The organism is Methanomassiliicoccaceae archaeon DOK (assembly GCA_009911715.1).
GTDB lineage: Archaea > Thermoplasmatota > Thermoplasmata > Methanomassiliicoccales > Methanomethylophilaceae > Methanoprimaticola.
Genome location: CP047880.1, coordinates 1772758 through 1792541, shown reverse-complemented (window position 1 = coordinate 1792541; position 19784 = coordinate 1772758). Strand labels below are relative to the sequence as shown.

At 59.3% G+C, this 19784-nt stretch carries 20 protein-coding genes and 1 tRNA gene; 13 read left to right on the top strand and 8 right to left on the bottom strand.

The annotated features are described in order from the left end of the window. Positions 1 to 141: 141 nt before the first annotated feature. Positions 142 to 477, top strand: a complete 336-nt coding sequence (locus JS82_09085) for a transcriptional regulator (GenBank protein ID QHK18243.1) — start codon at positions 142 to 144, stop codon at positions 475 to 477. A gap of 86 nt (positions 478 to 563) precedes the next feature. Further along, positions 564 to 1097 carry a flavodoxin family protein gene (locus tag JS82_09080; GenBank protein QHK18242.1) on the top strand — a complete coding sequence of 178 codons (534 nt, stop codon included), beginning with the start codon at positions 564 to 566 and terminating at the stop codon, positions 1095 to 1097. Here the strand turns inward: JS82_09080 and JS82_09075 are convergent. Both JS82_09075 and JS82_09070 read right to left on the bottom strand, forming a co-directional pair. Continuing rightward, a complete protein-coding gene (locus JS82_09075) occupies positions 1076 to 1666 on the bottom strand; it encodes a methyltransferase (GenBank protein QHK18241.1) in 591 nt (196 codons plus the stop codon). The two genes, JS82_09080 and JS82_09075, sit on opposite strands and share 22 nt — an antisense overlap. A gap of 31 nt (positions 1667 to 1697) precedes the next feature. Continuing rightward, positions 1698 to 3062: an MATE family efflux transporter gene (locus tag JS82_09070; protein QHK18240.1), complete on the bottom strand. Its 1365-nt coding sequence runs from the start codon at positions 3060 to 3062 to the stop codon at positions 1698 to 1700. Between the two features lie 90 nt (positions 3063 to 3152). Here JS82_09070 and JS82_09065 point away from each other — a divergent pair, with 90 nt between their 5' ends. The 5 genes from JS82_09065 to JS82_09045 all read left to right on the top strand — a co-directional run bounded on the left by JS82_09065 (position 3153) and on the right by JS82_09045 (position 7295). Next, positions 3153 to 3731, top strand: a complete 579-nt coding sequence (locus tag JS82_09065; GenBank protein QHK18239.1) for a sugar O-acetyltransferase — start codon at positions 3153 to 3155, stop codon at positions 3729 to 3731. 31 nt (positions 3732 to 3762) lie between these two features. Beyond that, a complete protein-coding gene (locus JS82_09060) occupies positions 3763 to 4341 on the top strand; it encodes an MBL fold metallo-hydrolase (protein ID QHK18238.1) in 579 nt (192 codons plus the stop codon). Positions 4342 to 4345: 4 nt separating this feature from the next. After that, positions 4346 to 5032, top strand: a complete 687-nt coding sequence (locus tag JS82_09055; GenBank protein ID QHK18237.1) for a hypothetical protein — start codon at positions 4346 to 4348, stop codon at positions 5030 to 5032. Then, positions 5010 to 5579, top strand: a complete 570-nt coding sequence (locus tag JS82_09050) for a thymidylate synthase (GenBank protein ID QHK18236.1) — start codon at positions 5010 to 5012, stop codon at positions 5577 to 5579. The genes JS82_09055 and JS82_09050 overlap by 23 nt, the downstream gene beginning before the upstream one ends. 192 nt (positions 5580 to 5771) lie before the next feature. Then, positions 5772 to 7295 (top strand): AAA family ATPase, encoded by a 1524-nt coding sequence (locus JS82_09045; protein ID QHK18235.1) that lies wholly within the window; start codon positions 5772 to 5774, stop codon positions 7293 to 7295. 46 nt (positions 7296 to 7341) lie between these two features. Here the strand turns inward: JS82_09045 and JS82_09040 are convergent, their stop codons facing one another. Genes JS82_09040 through JS82_09030 form a run of 3 tightly spaced genes read right to left on the bottom strand, consistent with a single transcriptional unit; the run spans position 7342 to position 9845 of the window. Further along, positions 7342 to 8052, bottom strand: coding sequence for an HAD-IB family phosphatase (locus JS82_09040; GenBank protein ID QHK18234.1), 711 nt, complete (start codon positions 8050 to 8052; stop codon positions 7342 to 7344). 39 nt (positions 8053 to 8091) lie between these two features. After that, on the bottom strand, positions 8092 to 8946 hold the full coding sequence (locus JS82_09035) for an ABC transporter permease (GenBank protein ID QHK18233.1): 855 nt from the start codon (positions 8944 to 8946) through the stop codon (positions 8092 to 8094). Next, the gene (locus tag JS82_09030; protein QHK18232.1) at positions 8943 to 9845 is read right to left on the bottom strand and encodes an ATP-binding cassette domain-containing protein; all 903 of its coding nucleotides are present in this window, start codon (positions 9843 to 9845) and stop codon (positions 8943 to 8945) included. Before JS82_09030 ends, JS82_09035 begins: the two co-directional genes overlap by 4 nt. Positions 9846 to 9945: 100 nt before the next feature. On the opposite strand from JS82_09030, the gene JS82_09025 reads away from it, so the two are divergent. From JS82_09025 to JS82_09005, 5 genes are all read left to right on the top strand, one after another. After that, complete coding sequence (locus JS82_09025; protein QHK18231.1) at positions 9946 to 10662, top strand: conjugal transfer protein TraB; 717 nt, start codon at positions 9946 to 9948, stop codon at positions 10660 to 10662. Beyond that, positions 10659 to 12356, top strand: a complete 1698-nt coding sequence (locus JS82_09020; GenBank protein ID QHK18230.1) for an FAD-dependent thymidylate synthase — start codon at positions 10659 to 10661, stop codon at positions 12354 to 12356. The genes JS82_09025 and JS82_09020 overlap by 4 nt, the downstream gene beginning before the upstream one ends. Before the next feature lie 46 nt (positions 12357 to 12402). Continuing rightward, positions 12403 to 12858, top strand: coding sequence for a TerB family tellurite resistance protein (locus tag JS82_09015; GenBank protein QHK18229.1), 456 nt, complete (start codon positions 12403 to 12405; stop codon positions 12856 to 12858). A 138-nt stretch (positions 12859 to 12996) separates the two neighbouring features. Beyond that, a complete protein-coding gene (locus JS82_09010; protein QHK18228.1) occupies positions 12997 to 13188 on the top strand; it encodes a 30S ribosomal protein S17e in 192 nt (63 codons plus the stop codon). 31 nt (positions 13189 to 13219) lie between these two features. Next, positions 13220 to 13296, top strand: a tRNA-Arg gene (locus JS82_09005). Between the two features lie 449 nt (positions 13297 to 13745). On the opposite strand, the gene JS82_09000 is transcribed toward JS82_09005, so the two are convergent. From JS82_09000 to JS82_08990, 3 genes are all read right to left on the bottom strand, one after another. Beyond that, complete coding sequence (locus tag JS82_09000; protein ID QHK18227.1) at positions 13746 to 14276, bottom strand: hypothetical protein; 531 nt, start codon at positions 14274 to 14276, stop codon at positions 13746 to 13748. A 192-nt stretch (positions 14277 to 14468) separates the two neighbouring features. After that, complete coding sequence (locus JS82_08995) at positions 14469 to 16406, bottom strand: DUF814 domain-containing protein (GenBank protein QHK18226.1); 1938 nt, start codon at positions 16404 to 16406, stop codon at positions 14469 to 14471. 41 nt (positions 16407 to 16447) lie between these two features. Then, positions 16448 to 17131: a TetR family transcriptional regulator gene (locus tag JS82_08990; protein ID QHK18225.1), complete on the bottom strand. Its 684-nt coding sequence runs from the start codon at positions 17129 to 17131 to the stop codon at positions 16448 to 16450. Between the two features lie 152 nt (positions 17132 to 17283). Between JS82_08990 and JS82_08985 the strand changes: the two genes are divergently transcribed. Next, on the top strand, positions 17284 to 19758 hold the full coding sequence (locus JS82_08985; GenBank protein ID QHK18224.1) for an MMPL family transporter: 2475 nt from the start codon (positions 17284 to 17286) through the stop codon (positions 19756 to 19758). The last annotated feature ends 26 nt before the right edge of the window (positions 19759 to 19784 follow it).

Sequence of the window (19784 nt, the reverse complement as noted above, 5' to 3'; positions counted from 1 at the left end):
CGGGTACTTTCGCCTGTTTCAGGTACTTTCCAGCGCTACAGATACTTACCCGAAGTGAAGTCCTGGGTCCGAGGGGCGCTTCACAAAATGAAGTATGGGGGGTTTTTGAACCAGGATGACATAACGATAGGTGGTGTGACGATGGTTCAGTGCAGCATCGTGGAGGCGGACATCGATGAGACCGGGTTCAGCTACACCCTGTCACTCATCAACGGGAAGTACAAGATGTTCATCCTCTACGCCCTGATGGAGTTCGGAACGGTGCGTTTCAACGAGATGAAGGGTTACATCAAGGGTATATCGTTCAAGACTCTCAGTGCCAACCTGAAGGAACTGGAGGCTGACGGTCTGGTCCACAGGCAGGAGTACCCGCAGGTTCCTCCGAAGGTCGAGTACTCCCTCACGGAGACCGGCAGGTCCCTGATACCGATCCTGGATTCCATGTGCGAATGGGGTGATGTTCATCGCAGGGTGTGACTTCGGTTTCTTTTCCCCACTTTAACATCGCGCCTCCCCGTCTGAACCTTAAATAGAACATCAAGGTTCAATTCCCGGTCATACCCATGAAGATCACAGTCATAGAGGGAAGTCCGCACCTGAAGGGTGCGTCCAGCACAATCGCAAGCAGGTTCATCGACGGTGCAAGGGAGGCCGGCCACGAGGTCGATGTAGTCGAGGTCGTCCGTCTCAGCGTGGGGATGTGCCGCGCATGCAACGCCTGCGGGGCGTCGGGGCCATGTATCCAGAAGGATGACATGACCGACGTGCGCTCCAAGATCATGTCCTCGGACATGGTCGTTTTCGTCACACCCAACCACTTCTGCGGGTTCTCCGCGCAGCTGAAGGCGGTCATCGACAGGTTCTACAGCTTCAGCGCCAACCTGAAGACGAGGAACGCCAGGGCGGTGCTCATCGCCGCCTCCGCCGACAAGGAGGACTGGACCATGGATGCCATCAGGATCCAGTACGACGGCCTGTGCCGCTATTTCAATATGCAGGACTGCGGGAGGGTCCTCGCGGTCGGATGCGGATCTGCGGACGCCGCCCAGGCGTCCAGGTTCATGGACGAGGCCTATCAGCTAGGGAAGTCCCTCTGAGCGAACCCCTTTACCTCGAGGACGGACAGCCTCTCGAAGAACAGACGCTGCTCTCCGATCGTCCGTACCTCGTAACCTTCCAGGGCCTCTTCTAATGCCCGCGGCTCCGTCAGGGATGACACGACTACTACGACCCTTCCGTCTGGTACGAGATGGTCGGGTGCGCCCTCCAGGAGTCTCGGGAGCGGCCCCAGCCCGTCCGGCCCTCCGGACCAGGCCTTCGCCAGCAGACCCTCCTCGTCCACCGGGAGGTAGGGAAGGTTGAACACTATCGTATCGAAGACTCCGTCGACGTTCCCGTACACGTCGCTTTCCAATACCCGGATGTCCGTCCCGTTCGCCTCAGCGTTCCTCCTGGTGAGCTCGACAGCTCTGGGGTTCACATCCACCGCCGTGACGTAGCAGCCGTTCTTCGCGCAGTGGATGGACACAACGCCTGAGCCGCATCCGACCTCCAGGACCTTCTCCCTCGGGACCACGTCCAGGGATTCAATCAGGAGGATGCTATCGTCGGATGGAGGGTAGACCTCCGGGTCTTCCGCGATGTCGATCGACGGGTCGTATTCCATGCCGCCACATCTTCCTGCGGATATTTCGATTTCACGCGGACTCTGGCTTCTCACGTCCGTGCCTGTAGTGCCTGAAGCCCTCCCTGGCCAGCCAGAGCATCAGAAGTCCGCCGACGACCTCCGCCACGAACAGGCTCCAGTAAATCGCGTCCAGCGACACCGAGCTGGCGAAGAACAGCATGACGACTATCAGCACGTTCCGTGCGAACGATGAGAGCATGGAGATCTGTGCCAGACGGAGGGACTGCAGGATGGACGAGCCTATATCGATCATCCCTATGAACGGGATGAGGAGCGCGTAGATCCTCAGGACGTGCGCGAACTCGGGTCTGAACTCCACCATGCTCTCCGAGTACGTGAACGGTATGATGACCCAGTCGGCGAAGACGAAGAGCACCGCGGCTATGGCGGTCATCACGATCATCGTCAGCGTCAGAGAGTACCTGAATCCCGTCTCTGCCTTGGCGAAGTCCTTCTTCCCCAGGGCGGCGGAGCATACGGGGATGAGCGCCGAGCCCACGGCCTGGGACACGACCTCGCTGATCGAGACGAACCTCCAGGGGATGTTGTAGAACATGGCCGCGGAGGTGCCGCCGCAGGCGATCACGAATATCCTCTGGACCATGGACATCACGCTGATGAGCATGGATTCGGTCCCCCTCGGGATCCCGACGTACAGGATCTCCTTCATGTCGGCCCAGTTCGGCCTCATGTCCTTCAGAGACATCGTCAGGTAGAGCCTGCCGCGACGGTACCACCACAGACCGAGGGCCGCTGATGACGCTGAGGCTATGGCGGTCGCCCAGCCCGCACCGGTCAGACCGAGATCCAGTCCGTAGATCATCACGGGGTCCAGCACCATGTTCACTGCGGCGGCGACAAGGAGCATGACCATGGATCTCTTGGCCGCGCCCTCGGACCTTATGACCCCCGAGACGGTCCCGTCCAGGATGACGACCGTGCCCGCGATTATCTGGGGCAGGATGTACTCGCGGCATTCCGCAGCGACGTCCTGCGCGCCCATCATCGATATGGCGGGATCCACCATCAGGAGCAGGATCGGGGTGGTGGCCACACCCAGTATCACAGACAGCACAACCGTCTGGGAGGCCAGCCTGTCCGCGTTGTGCTTCTCGCCCCTCCCCAGATACCTGGCGATGGCCGTAGCCGCACCTATCCCCAGCCCGGTGCCCAGTCCCGAGACGATCCAGTAGAACGGGGATATTGTGGACACCGCGGAACTGGCGTCCGCACCCAGTCCCGAGCACCATGATGTGTCGGCGAACAGGTTGATCTGGACGACCATGTACGAGACTATCAGGGGCAGGAGCATCGAGTGTATCGCGCCCTTCGGGTCGCCCAGCATCCTCTCCAGGTCCCTGCTCTCTCCTGCCATCGTCGGTCGAGCGTCATCTCTTCTATATACGGTGTCGGTTATTCTTTGAGTTGGATTAAAGTCAAATACTGATCCTGCGTAGAGGCAGGCATGGCAGAGAAGGACATATTCGAGCGCGACAGGTCCGGGGAGGTCGTCGACATGAACAATCCTGACTTCTACAAGATCTACGACGTGATCCACGACACGATGGCCAAGCTGCAGAGGATGAACTCGTCGGTCATGAGCGCGGAGGAGGTCAGGCAGGTGTTCGCCGACGTGACGGGAACCGAGGTCGATGACACCCTGACCCTGTTCCCCCCGTTCTACATGGACTTCGGGAAGAATCTCAGGGTCGGGAAGAACGTGCTCATCCAGCAGTGCTGCACGTTCTTCGACCGCTGCGGCATCACAATCGGTGACAACACGTTCATAGCGCCCAAGGTGAACCTGATAACGATCAACCATCCCGCAGACCCGACGAAGAGGAGCTGCACCTACGGCGCACCGATCACCATCGGCAGGAACGTCTGGATCGGGATAGCGTCCACCGTGCTCCCGGGCGTGACCATCGGCGACAACTCCATCGTGGGGGCGAACTCCGTGGTCACCCACGACGTCCCACCCAACACCATCGTCGCAGGGTCCCCCGCCAGGAAGATCGGCGACGTCCCCGTCCCGGATGAATGAGATTATCTATTGCGGCGGGGATGTCATCAGCATGATCCAGCTGGACATCCTCGCCGTGGGCAACCTAGAGCGTGACGAAGAGGGAAACATCCTGGAGGCGAACTCCACCTCCGTTCTCATCCGCACACCGGACCGCCTGATCGTGGTCGATCCGAGCACGGACTACATGAAGCCGATGGTGAAGTCGTCGTTCAGGCAGATCGGGGTGTTCCCCAAGGATGTGGACACGGTCATCCTCACGCACGCGCACAGGGACCACGTCGAGAACCTCCGCTTCTACAAGAACGCGAAGGTGTACATCCACTCCGGTGCGTCCGAGGAGATCCCGGGGGCCACCGTCATCGATGAGGACGAGTTCAGGGTATGCGATGGCGTCACGATGGTGCACACGCCGGGTCACTGCCCCGAGGAATGCAGTGTGTTCGTCGAGGCGGACAGACGCTATGTCATCGCAGGCGACACGATTCCCCTGGAGGACAACTTCCGCAAGAACGTCCCTCCGGCGATAAGCTCGGACCGGGACCTGGCCTTGCAAAGTATTAAAAGGGTCAGGAAGTACGCGGACGTGGTCATCCCGGGGCACGGCTTCCCGTTCATGGCCGACAGGTGATATCATGATCCAGAGGGAGATGCCTGACACGATATTCTACGAGTGCCCCGTCTGCGACGACGTGACCGAGCACCAGATCCTCAAGGGGAAGATGGGCAGGGCCACCCTCGAGGGGACCTTCAGATGCAACGTCTGCGGGCGCGTGACCAGCGAGACCATAAAGATCCCCGAGCTCCTGGAGGTCCCGGTCGTCTTCAGCGACGGCGAGGTCTCCGAGACCACCAAGACCACAATCGAGAGCAACGACATCATCGCGATCGACGACGAGTTCGAGCTCGACGACGGAAGGCTCGTGTGCGTCACGCACATCGATGTGGACAACGACAGGAAGGTCAAGAAGGCCCTGGCGACCGATGTCAGGAAGCTGTGGGTCAAGAGGTTCGACATCCTCAGCGTCAAGGTCTCCGTCAACGACGGCGGCAAGACATACTCCCTGAGGGTCGAGGCCGAGCCAGACGACGAGTTCGTGGTCGGAACGCAGCTGGAGTTCGAGGACTTCGACTGCCTGATACACGCCATCAAGACCAAGCACAGCCTGGTCAGGCGCGGTGTCGCCGAGGCCAGGGACATAACCAGGATCTACGGCAAGATCAGGAAGAAGAGGTACGACGTGCTCGACTTCGACGACGATGACGAGTTCGATGAGGCGGACTACATCATCGACGACGATGACGACGACTACGACGAGTGAACTCCCGGTCCTGGTTCTAGACAGGGCGGGCTGGAGGGCGTGGCTCGCCGAGCACCACAGCGACTCCAGAGGCTGCTGGCTCGTACTAGACCGCCGGAAGAATCCGGATGGTTCCAAACTCGTGTACATCGATGCGGTGGAGGAGGCCCTATGCTTCGGATGGATCGACTCCACCGGGAGGCCCGAAGGGGATCTGACCGTCCAGAGGTTCACACCCCGCCGCAAGGGCTCCAACTGGACCGAGCTGAACATCGCCAGGTGCGAGCGCCTGGAGCGCTTGGGGCTCATGACGGACGCCGGCAGGGCGGCGATTCCTGACAGGGTCTTCAGCATCGACGACGACGTCATGACCGCCATACGCTCCGATCCCGAGGTGTCCGCCAACTTCGATCTCCTTCCGCCACTGTACGTCAGGATAAGGGTGGCGAACATCCAGTGCAAGAGGGGGACTTATCTGTTCGATCACAGGCTCGATCGTTTTCTGAAGGACACCCGCAGGGGACTGGTCCGCGGAGCATGGGATGATGGCGGAAGGCTGTCCCGATGAAACGTGGAGCAGGTCTGTTCAAAACCATGGGAGCCAAGATAATCCATCTGTGTTCTCTGATAGCCTGGATCCATGTATAACTTGTAAAAAGTAGTAAATCTACTAGAATTTACCAGTAAAAACTAGTAAATTTACTAGAATTTACTAGTAAAAAATAGTTGGCATCAAATATCCGGATTCTCATACATCCTCATGAAGCGCAAGATGATGGACACGCTTCTCAAATGGAAGGCGGATCCAGGCAAGAAGGGAATGGTAGTTTCCGGTGCCAGACAGATAGGGAAGACGTACATCATCGACGAATTCGGGAAGAATGAGTACGACAGCTTTCTTACCCTCAACTTCTCCACGAACCCAGATTCCAAGGAGATATTCAAGGGGGACTTGACGGCTGACCGCATCTTCGAAGAGTTGGGGTACAGGTATCCGGAGTTCACTCCTGCGAGAGGGAGGTCTCTGCTGTTCCTTGATGAGATTCAGATGTGCGACGATGCGAGGTCGGCAATCAAGCCGTTGGTGGACGATGGCAGGTGCGACATCATAGCCAGCGGCTCTCTCCTCGGTGTCACAGGGCTGAAGAGATCGGAGAATGAAGGGATATACTGGAGGAGATCCTGGATTAAAGGCACCAGAGGGGAGTACGTTCGTGAAAAAGACAATCCCCAGAACGATGTCGATCCTTCTGAAGAAGTGGATGCCCGTCTCAAGGAGGGCAAGAGGCGCGTGTCGCCGATGGGGTACGAAACCGTCGTAAGGATGTATCCGATGGATTTCGAAGAGTATCTGTGGGCACTGGGCTTCTCGGAGGAGCAGACATCCGAGATACGCAGGCACATCTCGGACAAAGTGCCCTTCACCGAGGCCACGTTGAAGTCTCTGTTCAGGTACTACAGGCAGTATACGATCATCGGAGGGATGCCGGCAGTGGTCAAGCAATCCCTTCAGTCGTCTGAAGGAGTTCTGAAGGCCCAGAAGGACATCAGGACTGGATACAACGATGACATCCTGAAGTACGTTCCGGATGACATCAAACCCGGCGTCGTGGGATGCCTGGAGTCAATACCCAGAAATCTGAAGCATTCCAACATGAAGCTCAGATTCGTGGACATAGAGGGCAAGGAGAACACTGGGTGGCGCGAATATGCGGATCCGCTGACATGGTTGGACGCTTCCGGCATGGTCACAGTGTGCAACAGCCTGACCGAGCCGGTCCGGCCCTTGGCCCTCAACACCGGTCGTGCGTTCAGGCTCTACATGGCTGACCAGGGGGTTCTGATGTCGATGCTGGACGATGCCGACAGGCTGTCCGTTCTGGAAGGAAGCGGATATGCGAACATAGGAAGTCTCACCGAGCACATGGTCGCCAACATGCTGGAGAAGTGCGGTGTGGAACTGTACTATTTCGAGAGAAACAAGACCGAGAACGGTGAGACCGACCGCATAGAGGTGGATTTCGTCACCAGTCTGGGCACAGACCTGGTCGCGATCGAGGTGAAATCCGGATCGAACCGCAGGTCTAGCTATCTCCGGAAACTGATGACCGATGAGCGCTATCGGATGTACCACTTCGACAGGTTCATAAAACTGGAACAGGGGAACATCCACACGGATAGCGAAGGTGTGGAGCACTATCCCTTTTTCGCGGCTGCATTCGCCGATTCGATGGGCGGTAAGCCCAGGATGGAATTCCACGGATACGAGGACCTGGAGCTGTGATGGGATCCAGCGGGGACTGGTCCCGGTTCGAACGATCAGACCACAGTCACTTCGACGCAGGGCGCATGCGTCCGTGCGGGTTGTCGGCCGATTCGCCGGGCGACGGATCGTCCACCAGTATGTAGTCGAGGACGTCCGCGATGTTGTCCGACTCCACGGTGACGTCGGCGGCCTCGACGGTGTATGGGTCGGTGGGGTTGAACGCGATGGAGAATCCGGATTGCTTGAACATCCCTATGTCCGTGAACGAGTTCCCGATGGACACAGTCCTCCCCGCTGTGGTCCCGTACTTCTCGATGAAGTGGCGAACGTTGATGCCCTTGTCCCTGAGGTCGACGTTCATCCTCCCCTCGCCGGTGAGGCGCCCGTCCTCGTAGGCGCACAGTTCGTCGGCCACGAAGTCGTCGAATCCGAACTCCCTCGTCAGCATCGCGGCAGCCAGGTCGATCCCCCCGCTCACGATCACCGCCCTGATGCCGCAGTCGTTGAGGCAGGCGACGGTCTCCTGGATGCCGTCTATGAGCGGCATGTCTCTGAACGTGACGGCGATGTCGCCGACGGTGACATCCGGGTTCTTCCCCTTCCAGAGGGCGATGTCCCTGCGCATGAACTCCGGTTCGTCGATCTCGCCGTTGCAGAACGCCTGGTACGCCGGTTCGTTGTCAACCCCGAAGTGCTGGTGAACCCAGCACCACGAGCTCCTGAGTTTGGTCAGGGTGCCGTCCATGTCGAAGCAGACGAGATCGTACTTCCTCATGCGACTCCGTACTCCGACTTCGCATAAAGAGGTGAGGGCTCATCTCCTCCTGATCCCGACGACGGCGATGATGAAGAACACGGCTGTCACCGCGAGCACGTAGGCCATGCTGGTCGCGGGATCGAAGTCGAACCCGCCCAGGCCGAGGTCGAACCCCATGTCGGTCTTGAACCCGTCCAGAACGTCCGCGGGCGCTCCGGTGAAGACTTCGTTCAGGGCCTCCCCCGCGAGTGAGTCGCGGAACAGGGCGGCCATGTGGCTGGCCGGGACGAGGGTCCCGACGATCTGCATCCCTTCTGGCATGGTGCCCATCGGCATGTATATCCCGGCCAGGAACCCGATGAGAACGCTGACCACCACGAAGAATCCGGAGAACGCCCCGTTGCTCCGGAAGAACGAGGTTATGGAGTAGACGATTATGGACCCGGACAGGGAAGAGGGCACCAGCAGGGCCGCGGTCACGGCGATCGCGGATGCGGACATCGGACAGCCCGTGGCGGCGAGGTACGCCACGCACAAGACCATGGTGAATGCGCTCATGATCAGCCCGACGAGGAACGTGCTGAGTATGTACCCCGCGGCGATCCTGGCGGGGCTCATGGGGGTGACGAGGATGTCCCTGACCCTCCCGTTGGCCCTGTCCTCGATCATGGTCTGGAGGGACCCCGCGGACGTCGTCACTGGCACGATGCCTAGTATACCGGCGAGGACCCAGGCGTCGATCAGCTGGGACATCCCGTCCATGTCCGGATAGGATTCCACGAGCATGTTGCGCAGGAAGAGCAGGTACAGCAGCACGACGATGATGACGGCCATGAGGGAGAACACCACTGATCCCCTGTCCCTGAAGTAGCAGAGGACGTTCCTCCTGGCCAGGCACAGGGTCCCGTTCATTCCATCTCCTCCCCCGTGATCCTTATGAAGGCGTCGTCCAGGGTGCCGTTCCTCACCTCGAGCGACTCAAGCATCCCGTCGAGCATCGCGACCAAGGGCACGGCGTCGACGGTGCTGGCCAGCGGTATCTCCACGGTGTCCGCATGCACCGAGAACCCCACGCCGGCATCGGCGAGGGTCCTGGTGACTGCAGCCATGTCCTTCGGGACCACCGTCATCCTGTCGGAGCAGTACCTCTCCCTGAGCATGGCGGGGGTGCCGTGTGCCGCTATCTCCCCGTGGTTGACTATCACGATGTCATCCGCCCCCGCGGCCTCCTCCATGTAGTGGGTGGTCAGCAGGACCGTGAGTCCGCCGTCCCTGTTCAGCCCGTTCACGGTGTCCCATATGCGCTTCCTGGTCTGGGGGTCCAGGCCGGCCGTCGGCTCGTCCAGCAGGAGGAGCCTGGGGGAGTGGACCAGCGCCCTGGCTATGTCCGCCCTGCGCCTCTGCCCGCCCGAGAGGCTGCCATACCTCCTGTCGGCGAACTCGGACGAGTCGGACACATCGATCGCCCTGTCGACGGATCTCCTCAGGGCATCGCCGGACAGGCCGTACATGCCGCCCCTCAGCGTCAGGTTCTCCCTCACGGTCAGCCTCCCGTCCATCATCGGGTCCTGGAACACCACGCCGATCTCCCCTTTGACCGAGAGGTCGGAGACGTCCCTGCCGAAGACCTCCACCTCGCCCGAGTCATATCCGAGGAGGGAGCAGATGATGGATATGGTGGTCGACTTGCCCGCGCCGTTCGGTCCCAGGAAGGCGAAGAAGGATCCCTCGGGGACGTCGAACGAGATCCCCCTGACGGCCTCCAGGTCGCCGTAGGACTTGCGGAGGTCGCGTACGGAGATGGCGTTCATCGGCAGGACGAACGCGCCCGGCCTATAATGACTTTGGGATTGCACGGGGCACCGGTTCGAGCTCGTCGGATTTCTTATATCCCACGACAATACCCCAAACATGATCACGATCATCGGCACAGGCCACGTCTTCAATCTAGCGGAGCCTGTGTCGTTCATCGTGAAGAACACCTGGCCCGACGCTGTCCTCATCGAGCTGGACATGTCCCGCTACAACGCGCTCATGAAGGCGCAGGACGAAGGCGCCAAGCCCCAGGGCGAGCAGCAGATGTCCGCGATCTACAGGCAGACCGCGAGGTACCAGCAGAGGATGTCCGAGGAGTACGACACCCAGGTCGGAGGCGAGTTCCTCGCTGCGGTCAACACCGGGAGGCTGGCCGGAGCGGCCATAATCCCGATAGACACCAACGCCATGCAGGTCCTCAACGACATGTGGTCCGAGATGTCGGCGATGGAGAAGATCCGTTACAAGATATCCGGCATATCCGACAGCATCGGAGGCAAGCGCAAGGTCGAGAGCGTGCAGACGAGCTTCGCCCAGGACGAGGAGCGCTACATCGAGGGGATGCGCAGGAAGTACCCGACCCTGGTGAAGAAGCTCATCGACGAGAGGAACGTCCACATGGCCGAGCAGATCAACAAGGCCTCCGAGACCTACAGCAACATGGTCGTCGTGGTCGGGGACGCGCACGTCGAGGGGATCTGCAGGCTCCTGAAGGACCCGGACATCCGGAAGGTGAGGCTCGCCGACCTGAGGGACAGGGAGCGCATGGACAGGGTCAGAGAGATGGTCTGGAGAGGGGATGCCGAGAGATGATAGTCAAGCTGCTGGCCTACACACAGAACGCCGACGCCATATGCGCCGCGGCGGGGAACTCATGCTATTCCGAACGCCCCTCGTACGAGATCGCCGAGGACATCAACGCCGAGAGGGTCCTCTCCAGGATAGTGGGGATGGGCCACCACTCGGTCATCGAGCACGCCGTGTTCACCTTCTCCGTCCAGGGGGTCTCGAGGGCGCTTACCCATCAGCTCGTCAGGCACAGGGTGGCATCGTTCTCCCAGCAGAGCCAGAGGTACGTCTCCCTGACGGAGCCGACCTATGTCACGCCCCACACGGTCGAGGCCGACGACGAGGCCAGGGCGGTGTTCGACGACACGATGAGGACCATCTGGGAGGCGTACTCCAGGCTCGAGTCGATGGGGATCCCGGCGGAGGATGCCAGATACCTCCTCCCGAACGGCTGCACCACCAACATCACGATAACGATGAACGCCCGCGAGCTGCTGCACTTCTTCTCGCTCAGGTGCTGCAACAGGGCCCAGTGGGAGATCAGGGAACTGGCGGACAGGATGCTGGAGCTCTGCATGGAGGTGTCCCCGGTCATATTCAGGGACGCGGGCCCGCCCTGCGTCAGGGGCCCCTGCCCGGAGGGCAAGCTCACATGCGGGAAGTCGAGGAGACGATCGCGGAATCTCCGAACGTTCCCTGCGACAGATTATAACCTTCCTGTCAGTGGGGTGGTCCATGGGCAACTTCGACGACCTGTGCAGCGTGCTCGAGAACCTCGATCCCAGGACATACAGGGACCTCATGATGAAGAAGACGCAGGACATCCTCGTCGCCTTCGGCGCCATGTCCGAGGACACCGAGGACTGCATCGCGCTGTACTGCGACTTCCTTCTCTGCGCCGTGGCCGCCGACGGTGTTCTGACGGAGGAGGAGTTCCTTCTCGCCAAGCCGGTCCTGGACAGGATGCTGGACGCCGACATCTCGTTCCAGGACGCCCTCGAATACTTCGGGGACTACGGACTAGACCAGCCGGAGGGCTACAAGGACACAATGGACGGGATCGTGGACATGCTCGGGGCGGTCTCGCCCACGCTCAAGGACGACATAATCCTGGTGTGCATGCTGGTCTGCGCCGTGGACGGTGTCATCTCGGAAGACGAGAAGTCATGGATCAGACAGCTGATAGAGTGACCCGGAGGATCCATCTGGCCGGCGGATGCTTCTGGGGTCTGGAGAGGGCGTTCGAGGGCATCAGGGGTGTCGTGTCCACCGAGTGCGGCTATGCCAACGGGGACCCGCACTTCGTTCCGGACTACATGCTGGTCTGCTCCGGAAGGTACGGCTACAGGGAGGCGGTGGAGGTTGTATACGATCCCGGGGAGGTGTCCCTGGAGGACCTGCTGCACTGCTTCCTCTTCCTGATCGATCCGACACAGGAGCGCAGGCAGGGCAACGACGTCGGCATCCAGTACCAGACAGGGGTTTACTGGACCGACCCGGAGGACGCCGACACGGTCCGCGGGGTCCTCGAGGCAGAGTCTCGGAAGTATCCCGAGTTCCATGTGGAGCGCGGGCCGTTGACGTTCTGGTCGCCCGCCGAGGACTACCATCAGAAGTATCTGGACAGGAATCCTGGCGGGTACTGCCACATCCCGATGTGGAAGATCGCGCTCCTCGACACGGTGATCGGCACAGCCGGGAAGTTTCACGACTCATGAAGTTTCTCTGCACCCTGTTTTATAAACCGGTGCCGGTTCGGAAACCATGAGTTGCTTCAACATACTCTGCGAGGTGCTCGAGCGCCTGGACGACGACACGTACAACGCCCTGATGGAGGAGAAATCCTCGAGAATCATCCCTGCCCTGTCCGAGATCACCGCCGACGGTCTCAGCGGTGTGCAGATCTATGTGGACTTCGTCATATGCGCCGTCGCCGCCGATGGGAAGCTGACGGAGGCCGAGTACCAGCTCATCAAGCCCATCCTGGATCTCTCGATGGAGGCCGACGTCGGATACGGCGACGCACAGAAATTCTTCTACGACAATGGTCTCGACAAGCCCGAGGGATACAAGAACTCAATGGATTCCATCGCCGACCTCCTCGGACTCGTCTCCCAGGAGCTCAAGGACGACATCGTCCTCCTGTGCATGCTGGTCTGCGCTGTCGACGGCGAGATGTCGGACGAGGAGCGCGAGTGGATAAAGCAGCTCATCGAGTGACCCCGGACCAGTGCATCCCAGATTCCTCAAACCACCTCCCTGCCGGGGATCGACCCCGGCGGGCACGGATACGGTCATGGTTTCGGCTGGAATCTTTAAATATCACATCCCCTTAATCGGGTTCACTCGGTGAATGATATGGGAAGAATAAGACCCACCTACATCAAGAGAGTGTCTATCGAGCTCCTGAACAAGTATCCTCAGGCCTTCAGCAAGGACTTCGAGGCCAACAAGGAGATGGTCAGCACACTCACGGATGTCTCATCGGTGAAGATGAGGAACAGGATCGCCGGTTACATCACCCGCTACCTGTCTCACCCTGAGGCATAAACGCCTTAATCCAACAATTTCCGCAGCAACAGCCCGCGTGGGGTAGCTTGGATATCCTGTGAGATTGCGGATCTTTTGACCCGGGTTCGAATCCCGGCGCGGGCACCATCGTTCTCTTTAGACGGTATTGTCGCAGAATTTGTTGTAAGGAGCGGTCTCAAAAGGACGTTTTGTTTTAACTCTGCTCACTTTCGAGAGTTTCAGTTCTCTCTGAAATCCAGAATTCTTCGACTATTTGGCCTTTGCAGGCACTAAACGATGTCTATGATTTCGCCGAGAATCGTGATTATCAATCTGACCATGGCACTCAGACTTCTACAATTATGTCGAGGTACTCCCGAGACTGTACTTTGCGTTATCCAAGTCGCTGCAACTAGTGTTTTATATTAGCCTTTAAAGAAGATGCAGAACATAAGGTTCCATCGAATCAATAATGTGCGGAAAACAATATGGGTGGGAGGTAAGCCCTCCCGTTTTATGATGGTTTAAGTGTATACCCTGAACGAATACAGAAAACTGATCTGAACTTGTGGTTATTCACTCTAGATCGTCGATATTTATTCTGTCTTTCTTGCAACGTCCCCGATTCCACCGAGAATCATCAGAACTGCTCCGACAATTCCTATATACACTCCGTAGGAGGCTCCAACAGTTGCGGTGGCGAGTCCTTCATATCCTCCGGAGTAGGAAAGGTCCGTCATATACAAAACCATCAGGACGATAGATACGATAGCCAGAATGAGAGCGATTATTCCGAAGATTCTGTTGATGTTCTTGCTTCCACTGCTGGCCACAGGAAGAATCGTGGCGATGAGTCCGATGATTCCACATATAAGCGCTACAAGCGGCACGTAGCTGTAGGAGGTCAGCTCCAGCTCGGAGATGGGGATGGAAAAATCAAGCAGAGGTATGCTAAAAATCGCTATATCAGAGTACAGGTCCCATCCGCTGAATGCGTATGTGCCAGACTCTCCCATCAGTGCCATCTCGATGGATCCCCACTCGAGGAAGACACAGATGATCATCAAAATCGCACCCAGGATTCCCAGGATGCCAATGATGTTAATCTTTGACTTTACATCTGTCATGTGCATCACATGCAGTTTTTGACTGCGAGTGGTTGTTATGACATATGATTTAAAGTCAATGCATCCAGGCCCTTCTGGAACTGCCGAAGGATTACCATATGACAACCAGAAACAGGGGTTTTTGACCCCTGAAAAATACTTTTGAACGTGTTCAAAACAAAGGCCGAACCCAAGTTCCAAATATTTAAAGATTTACTCCCTATCTTGCTCATCTGGCTTGGGCCAGACCTCCCTGACGATCTCCACATCACCCGGCGGAAGGATTCTGGAGACCTCCTCCTCGGGGACGTCGAAGCGCTTCGCCAGCTCGTTGGACATGCGTCCGGTCTTCTTCCCGGGCTTGATCACCAGATATCTGTCCGATTTCTCGAAGCACGACACGGGTCCGCACATGACCTTCCTGGCATTCTGATAGTATATCTCGCCGATCGCGAGCTCCAGGGGCAGGTGGTGTTCGTAGTTCCTCTTCCCGCGGATGATGAACGCTCCGCGGGGGACGAACTCGCCGGGGTTGGGGGTCTTGCTGACCTGGTCTGGATATGCCCAGAAGGCCGTTCCCTCTGCGAGGGCGGCGATCCACGACTTGGACTGCGCCAGGGCGAACAGGCAGGCCTCTCTGAGCTCCTCTCCGGATGCCTTCGCGCCATCCTTGATGATGACCGACGGCGCACCGTGCACATCCGCATGGGCGTACAGGTCGCCTTCCTTCAGATGCTTCTTCACGACGTTGTCGTTGGTGTGGGCGTCCCTTCCCGCGATGACGAGCCTGCCTCCGGTGGTGATGAACCACTTGTACCTCTCGAACCAGAACTGCTTGGTCGGCTGGGCCTTCCCGGCCATCTCGGCCTTGACCTTGGCTATGCCCTTCTCGAGCTTCGCCAGCTCGGCGCGGCTCTCATTCAGGGCGGTCTCGGCGTTCTTGGCCTTCTCGCCCACGGCCTTCCCCCTCTGGTAGAGGTCGGACGCGTTGGCATCGATGTTCTTCGTGTAGTCCAGCGTGACGGTCTCTCCGGCGAACGTTCCCGTGACGGTGCACTTGGACGGATCGATCGAGGTGACGAACGGGATCTTAGATGCCCCCTCCTTCAGCTTGTCCCATGTGAGCTTCGCGGATTGCTCCGAGAGGACGGACAGCAGCTCGCTGACCTTGGCGTAGTCGGTGTAGAGCGCCTCGGCCTTCCTGCGGTACACCTCGCACTGCTCCCGGTACTCCTCGAGCGTCTCCTCCTGCTTGGCGATCCTCTTGTTGAGCTTCTCCACCCTCGGGTCCACGAACGCCTCTTCCTCGTCCTCCTGGATCTGGACCAGGAACGCGTCGATTAGCTTGGACATGGATTCGTAGCGCTGCTTGTCCAGGTCCTCATGGGACATCATGTCGATCGGTGCCAGGTCCTGGATCTGGCCGTCCTTCAGGAAGGCGGTCGGCTCAGGGTCCGCCACGACGTGGCCGACGATGTCCTTCATCACGGAGTACATCCTCGAGACGGTGCCGTCATCGACCTGCGAAACCGGGGTGGACTTGTCGATCCCCACGCGCTTGCAGACCTCCTCGGCGTACTGGCCGCCCAGGTTCACGGATGTGGCGAGGGTCCTGACGCAGTCGGAGTCGGATGCCCTGAACGACCTGAGGAAGTCCTCCTCGGAGGAGTCCGTGGGGTCGAACCTGGTCTTGGGCATGATGTAGGGTTCGCCGGGACGGGTCTTCCTGTCCTTCCACGTCTTCTGTATCAGGCAGTTGAGGATGGTGCCGTCCTTCACGAGCAGGACGTTGCCTCCTCCGAACATCTCGAAGATGAGCCTGTAGTCCCCGTCGGACTTGGACAGCTCCATCTCGACGATACGGTCGAAGCCCACCTGTCTGACCTTGCCGACGCGGGCGTTGTCGATGTACTTCCTCAGGAACGATGCGAAGGACGTCGGAAGCGTCGGGGTCTCGGGCTTGACCGCTGGGCAGTACAGCCATTTCTTGTCCTTGAAGAAGAGCTCCTTCTTCCCCTCGCCCTGGACGTTGAGCCTGAATAGGACGTTCCCGGCACCCCAGTGGTAGATCTTGTCCATGTGGGCGCCTTCGAGGGCTGCCATCTCCGTGACTATGGAACGGACATCGAAGGAACTCATCTCTTTCTTCATGCGCACGTGAAGGCGGGGGCTCCGAAATAAAGTTAGTGCCGTCAGATGCGGACGTCGAATATGACGAACTCGCGGGCCTCCAGGGACTCGATCAGCTCGTCGATGACCGCCTCGGTCCCCTCCCTCGGCTGTCCGAACAAATCCTGGACCACGTTGGAGACGAGGATCATGGCGTCCTTGTCGCGAACCGTTCCGGGCTCGCGGGACATCCTCTCTATGAAGGACTCCGTCACCGCGGCGCATGCATCGAGTTTCAGAGGGAAGTCGTACGCGTCCGTGTACATCTCACCCTCCGTGTCGGTCCTCCTGATCCAGTCGGTCAGGGAGTCCACGACCCTCTTGTGGATGCCCCACTTCTCGTGGGCGATCGTCAGGAGTTCGGCGATGCGCTGTGACCTGGCGGCGAAGTAGATCTGTATGTGGAAGATGTATGCGAGCCTCATCCTGGTCGGCGTGCCCTCGGGGAGGCTGTCGGTCGCATGCCTTATGGCCTCGTCGAGAGCGCTGATGATGATGTCCGAGAAGATGTCCTCCTTGCTCTTGTATATGTTGTAGAGGCTGCCGTTGAGGATGCCGACCTCGTTGAGGATCTGACGGGTGGTGGTCTTCTCATACCCCTGCTCCATGAAAAGCCTGATGGAGGCGTCCAGGATGCGCCTTCTGGTGTTCTCGGTGCGCTGCGCCCTTTTCGTCAGGCGTTTGTCGGAGAGCCCATCATCGCTCATAAGTCCTCAACCTTGGTCCGTTTCGATGTGTTGTCCCGTCTTAAACTTTTTCAGTGGGTCCATCGACCGGATGTTCCTTCGTCTCTGTTCTTGAGCATGTTCAATTGTTTTAAATACAAGTTCAAATTTGAGCGTGCTCATGGAGTGATTCAGTGTTCGAAAACTACTCTAAACTGATCCAGAGGCACCCCAAGGCGGTGATCGCGGTTTGGATAGTCGCACTGCTGGTGGCGCTGCCGTTCGCGGCGCAGGTGGGCGATGCTCTGAACTACGACATGACCTCCATGGGAGGCTTCGATTCGGAATCGTCTGAGGGCCAGGCGATAGTCGAGGAGCATTTCGGCGGGAGTCTGACCACAGACACCGTCCTGGCGATCCCGTATGAAGACGACGGGGAGCTCTCAAGGATAGACTCGGGTCTGATCGATTCGGGCGTCCTCTCCGACGCCGTGGGCGAGAGGTACGGGGACTCGGTCGGATTGACGGTCCTCGGCTCGTACGGGAACGGCGACTCGGGTGTGTTCCTGGTGTCGTTCTCCGTGGGCGGAGGGCTCTCATCCATGGACGAGGTCGGGAATCTGAGGTCCGTGGTCGCCTCCGCGATGGACGATGCCGGACTGTCCGACATGAGGACGTACGTCACAGGTTCTGTGCCCATAGCATACGACACCCTGCAGGGGGCGAACGCGGACATGTCCGTCATCGACCCCATTTCCATAGTGCTCATCTTCGTGCTGCTGGGGCTGTTCTTCTGCTCCCTGGTGACGGCAGCGGTTCCACCGCTGGTCGTCGGTACGGCGTACGGGATCGTCCTGTCCCTGATATTCGCCCTCGGCGGCGTCATGGACATTTTCTACATCACGCGTGTGATCGTCCTCGTCTCTATGCTCGGTGCGGGATGCGACTACTCGGTCTTCATCATCTCCAGGTACAGGGAGGAGCGCAGGAGCGGAAAGTCCAAGGAGGACGCCCTCTCCGAGGCCGTGGTCTGGGCCGGCGAGTCGGTCCTGACCTCCGGTCTCGCGGTCATCATCGGATTCGCCGTCATGGCTCTCTGCTCGTACTCCCTGGTGTCCAGCATGGCCATCGTCCTCGCCATAGGCATAGTGCTCGCCATGCTGGCGGCACTGACCCTGATACCGGCGGTCATATCGATCGTCGGGGACAGGGTGTTCTGGCCGAGGGACATGGAGTTCTACAGGCGCATGGAGGCTTCGGGGTCGGGACTCTACGGGAGGCTGACCGAGGCCGGGCGCAGGTACTTCACATGGGCCGGGAAGTTCTCGGTGAACCACGCGAAGGCCATCGTGGCCGTCGCCATCCTGATCACCGTTCCCCTCGGATACACGGCTGTGACATCGGACGACTCCTTCGACATGATCAGCGTGATGCCCGATTCGGAGGCGAAGAACGGCGTCGACGCCATAACGGAGAGCACCGACGGGGGGCTCCTGATGCCCACGTACGCCCTCGTGCAGCTCGATTCCCCCATAGCCGAGATGACCGATCTCGGCGGCGGGATGGGCGTCCTGAGATGGACGTCGGAAGGGCAATCGTACCTGGCGGGACTGTCCGAACTGCAGGGCCGCTTCACCGAGGCCGACAGCAACGTGAGCTACGTCATGGGTCCGGTGTCATGGTCCGTCCTGTACTCCATGGCGCACGACGCGCTGGTGCAGGCCGGATACCCCGAGGGGATGGTCACTCCGGAGATGGTGAACAGGGCCGTCCTGTCGCAGATCCCCGATGTGGTGTCGGATCGCCTCGAGGCATTCTTCGGCAGCTACGGATGGAACCTTACGCCGGACACAGCCCTCCCCCTGTCGCCCGAGATGCAGGCGCCGGTCTCCTCGCTTCTGGACTACGCGGTCAACACCGGGGCGGGTCTGGTCTCGTCCGACGGGATGTATGTCCAGATGATGATCGTGGTCTCGGACGAGCCCATGTCGCAGGAGTCCATGGCATCTGTCGGAAAGGCAAGGGACGTGCTGGAGGCCTTTGCGTCCGAGAACCCCTGGGCGGTGGACGCCTGGGTGCTCGGCACCCCCGCCGTCCTCTATGACATATCCGGGGTCGTCAACACAGAGTTCCACTGGATCGAGGTCGGGGTCATCCTCCTGATATACGTCCTGCTGATGCTGGTCCTCGGCTCCTACTTCACGCCGATCAGGTCTCTGGCAACCATCATGATGGGCGTTGTGTGGACGCTCGGGGTTCTGCAGCTGGTCTTCGTCCATGCTCTGGGCGCGGAGGTGGTGTGGATAGTCCCGATCGTGCTGTTCGTCATATGCCTCGGTCTGGGCATGGACTACGACATCCTGCTCACGACACGCATAAGGGAGGGCAAGGTCAGGGGCATGTCGAACGACATCGCCATACGGGACTCCCTGATGAGGTCCGGCGGGATCATCACCCTCTGCGGACTGATCATGGGTGGGACGTTCCTGACCCTCCTGCTGTCCGGTTCCGTGATGCTCAAGGAGATCGGGTTCGCCCTCGGCTTCGCGATCCTGCTTGACTCGCTGGTCGTCGTGCCATATGTCGTCCCCGCGCTCATGCATCTGATGGGCGACTGGAGCTGGAAGGGTCCGAAGTTCCTCCAGCGCAGGTTCGAGGGGCAGTCCTGAGAAACATCTTACCCGGCCTCGGGCCG